The sequence below is a fragment of the Kitasatospora sp. NPDC057512 genome (assembly GCF_042802135.1).
In the GTDB taxonomy this organism is placed as follows: domain Bacteria; phylum Actinomycetota; class Actinomycetes; order Streptomycetales; family Streptomycetaceae; genus Kitasatospora.
The window spans coordinates 1-2,926 of sequence record NZ_JBHVET010000906.1 but is presented as its reverse complement, the minus strand read 5'-3'; the positions used below and the strand labels follow the sequence as shown (position 1 = coordinate 2,926).

The 2,926-nt window shown below is 74.7% G+C and carries 4 protein-coding genes; 1 reads left to right on the top strand and 3 read right to left on the bottom strand.

The genetic code is table 11. The features are described from left to right. Positions 1-131: 131 nt before the first annotated feature. The 3 genes from ACFU6K_RS35570 to ACFU6K_RS35560 form a co-directional block, all read right to left on the bottom strand. Positions 132-1,280 (bottom strand): glycosyltransferase, encoded by a 1,149-nt coding sequence (locus ACFU6K_RS35570; RefSeq protein ID WP_380670249.1) that lies wholly within the window; start codon positions 1,278-1,280, stop codon positions 132-134. Between the two features lie 74 nt (positions 1,281-1,354). Then, positions 1,355-1,495, bottom strand: a complete 141-nt coding sequence (locus tag ACFU6K_RS35565; RefSeq protein WP_380670247.1) for a hypothetical protein — start codon at positions 1,493-1,495, stop codon at positions 1,355-1,357. 74 nt (positions 1,496-1,569) lie between these two features. Further along, complete coding sequence (locus ACFU6K_RS35560; protein ID WP_380670245.1) at positions 1,570-2,304, bottom strand: DUF4232 domain-containing protein; 735 nt, start codon at positions 2,302-2,304, stop codon at positions 1,570-1,572. 340 nt (positions 2,305-2,644) lie between these two features. Between ACFU6K_RS35560 and ACFU6K_RS35555 the strand changes: the two genes are divergently transcribed. Further along, positions 2,645-2,926, top strand: a 282-nt coding sequence (locus ACFU6K_RS35555; RefSeq protein WP_380670243.1) for a hypothetical protein, incomplete at its 3' end; no start/stop codon positions are given.

The following is a 2,926-nucleotide window of genomic DNA, read 5'->3' as shown; positions in this document are numbered from 1 at the left end:
CGGATGATCCGTCCGGAGCCCGGCGCTGGTGGCGGCGGGCCGGTCAGGCGCCGGGCACGCTGACGTAGCCGGAGTTGTGGGAGTTCGTCTCATCGCTCCTCCCCGCCGCGCAGGGCGTGCTGGGGCCCGGGTCACACGTCGGCCCGCAGTTCCGCGATGTCCAGCGGTGGCAGCCGTGACAGCTCGGCGTCGGCGGCGGCCATGGCGGCGGTGTGGCGGGAGTCGCCGAGGAGGGCCGTGACGGCGTCGGCGAGCTCGTCGCGCGTCGCCGTGGGTTCCAGCGCGCGGCCGAGGCCGCGGCCGGCGAACGCGGTGGTGTTGCCGGGCTGGTCGGCGAGGACGCCCAGGCCCAGGACGGGGGTCGCCGCCTGCACCGCGTCGAGCAGGGAGGCCCGTCCGCCGTGCGTCACGAACAGGTCCACGCGGCGCAGGAGCGCGGGCTGCGGGACGTGCTCGACGACCGTGATGCGGGGGTCCGCGCTCGGCAGGTCCCGTGCGAGGTCTCCGGCGGACACGATCGCCTCGCAGCCGGTCGCGGAGAGGGCGGCCATGACCTCCTGGTACACGCTCCTCATGACGCCGCGCAGACCGGACATCGCGGTGGTCAGGGTGCCGAGGCTCGCGTAGACGAGCGGACGGGAGGAGGCGGGACGGTCCGGCCACTCGGCGGCGGTGGTCCGGAACGCCGCGACGGTGCGCCGGACCGCGCGGGCCGAGGGCGGGGGCGTCCCGTAGAACCATCGGACCGGCGCGGGGGTCACCATCGGTGGCAGGACGGGGGCGTCCTGCCCGTACCGCTTGTGCAGGGACGTCAGCGCGGGCGCGACGTCGGTGTCCCAGAGGTCCAGGAGCACCGGACCCAGGCCGTTGTCCGCCGCCCACACGGGCAGCCGCAGGACCTCCGCCGCGAGGTGCGCGCCGAGATCGCTGCACTCGGCGATCACCAGATCGGGCCGCGCCCGTGTCCACGCGGCGATCAGGTCTCGGGCCTTCGCCTCGGCCTGCTCCGGCCAGAGCCGGCCGAAGACGTGGCGGTTGAAGGACGCGTTCCCCGATTCCTTCCAGATCCCGCTCGCCGCCCGTTGGACCGCGGGGTCGCAGGTCCAGTCCGTTCCCGCCCGGTGGAACCCCATCCCCCGCCGCCGGGCTTCGCGGCGGAACATCGGCGGGGCGTACAGCGTGACGGCGTGGCCCTGTCCGAGGGCCGGGCCGATGACGTAGTCGAGCGCGGACACGTGCGACGGTATCGGCTCGGCGGTGACGGCTATCCGTAAGGCCATGGGGACTCCAAGCAGCGTTTGCGGGCGCGCGGACCCCGGTCCGCTTTCCGAGGTCGGTAGGTTGCGACGGGGCGTCAGGAACCGGCACCGGCTGACGGCGGCTTCCGCGACGGGACCAGGCCCGGACCGTCCTGACGGCCCAGGACGAGGACCTGGAAGGCCGCTCCGGCGTAGACGACCAGGAGCCGGGCGATCCTGCGGGGCGTGCTGCGCATGGTGGTGTGCCTGCTTTCGTGGGGTGCGGTCGGCGTTTCGGAGGATGCTGGCGGCTCTTCGGGGGGTGCCGGGGTCACCAGGAGACGGTGTCGTCCAGCGACTGCTGCCAGTAGGTGACCTTGAGGGAGTCGTCCACGTAGGCGCCCTTCGCGGGCAGCGACGGGTGGGCCCCGGTGCCGACGCTCTCGTTGCCGGAGGGGCCGTGGAAGTAGACGGCCAGGGAGTTCGCGGTGTGGCCGTTCGAGCCGTCGGTGCCGTCGGTGGAGGACAGGTTCACGGAGGCGTAGCCGGACTCGCCGGGCTTGAGGGTGACGACGGCCTGCGGCTTCGAGTCGGTGATGACGGGGGGTACGGACTGGGCCTCGCCGAACCGGACGGCCGGGTAGCCGTAGAGGTGGCAGGTGCCGGAGCCGGTGTTGGTGACCGTGAGCAGCAGGTGGTTCACGGGGCGGTTCAGCGGGGCGGCCGTGGTCGAGGTGTTGGAGCCCTCGCAGGTGGTCGGCTTGGCGGCGGCGGGGGCGGCGGGGGTCTTCGGCGTCGGGGTGCTGGTGGCGGGCTTCGGGCCGGTGGGCCGGGGCGCGGCGGTCGGCTCCTGGCCGGCCGGGTCGGCGGTGGCGAAGGGGCCGGCAGTGTCGGCGGGCGGAGCCGTCGGCGACGAGGGCGCCGCGGCGGGCACGGTGGCCCTGAGCGACGGGCCGGTCGCCGTGTCGATGACCCCGCTGTCGTCGCACGCGGTGAGCGCGAGGGCGGCGACCACGACGCTCGCGGCGGCGGTGACCAGGCGACTGCGGGAGGTACGGACGGACATGGGGTCGCGCCCCTTTCGGCATGGCTCGGGTGCTGCGTCGATCGGACGGCCGAAGCCTGCGCGGTGATCCGTCCCAGCCGCCACGTCTGGCGCCGCACTGGGGAGGGTGGGACGGCGAAGAGGGCTCTGACCAGCGGGAACGGGGCGGGCCTGGAACGCCGGGCTGGGACGCGGAGGGGCACCGAGGGGACGGACGAGGCGGCTGCCGGAGGCCACGGGGCCGAGGCGCCCTGCGTGTCGTCTGGCTCCGCGAGCGCCGCCCAGGGTGTGGGGGCCATGCGACTGGTCAGGACGGAGACAGCCCGGCAGGGCGTGGGAGCCGGCTCCCACGGTGACGTCCGTGGCGCTGGCGGCCCTGGCGGATGACGTCGCACCAGCGGCCCGCGGGCGGTTCCTCGACGTCCTTCGGCACCTGGTGGCGGGCGAGGGCACGGACGCGGAGTCCGCCCGACGAGGACTCGATCTTCCGGAGCTGTGCAGAAACGTTGCCGCGCAAGGTCTCCGGCTGCTCTACGGGGAGGTGATGACGACCTGTCGGCCCCCGACCGCTGACCTCGCCGGAACCGTGCCCGTGCCCGTGACCGTGTCCGGGCCGCCGTGGACGAGCCGCGCTGCCCGCCCC

Excerpts from the sequence above, each read along its gene's own strand:
- ACFU6K_RS35570 (WP_380670249.1), bottom strand. The coding sequence starts at position 1,280 with ATGGCCTTACGGATAGCCGTCACCGCCGAGCCGATACCGTCGCACGTG.
- ACFU6K_RS35560 (WP_380670245.1), bottom strand. The coding sequence starts at position 2,304 with ATGTCCGTCCGTACCTCCCGCAGTCGCCTGGTCACCGCCGCCGCGAGC.
- ACFU6K_RS35565 (WP_380670247.1), bottom strand. The coding sequence starts at position 1,495 with ATGCGCAGCACGCCCCGCAGGATCGCCCGGCTCCTGGTCGTCTACGCC.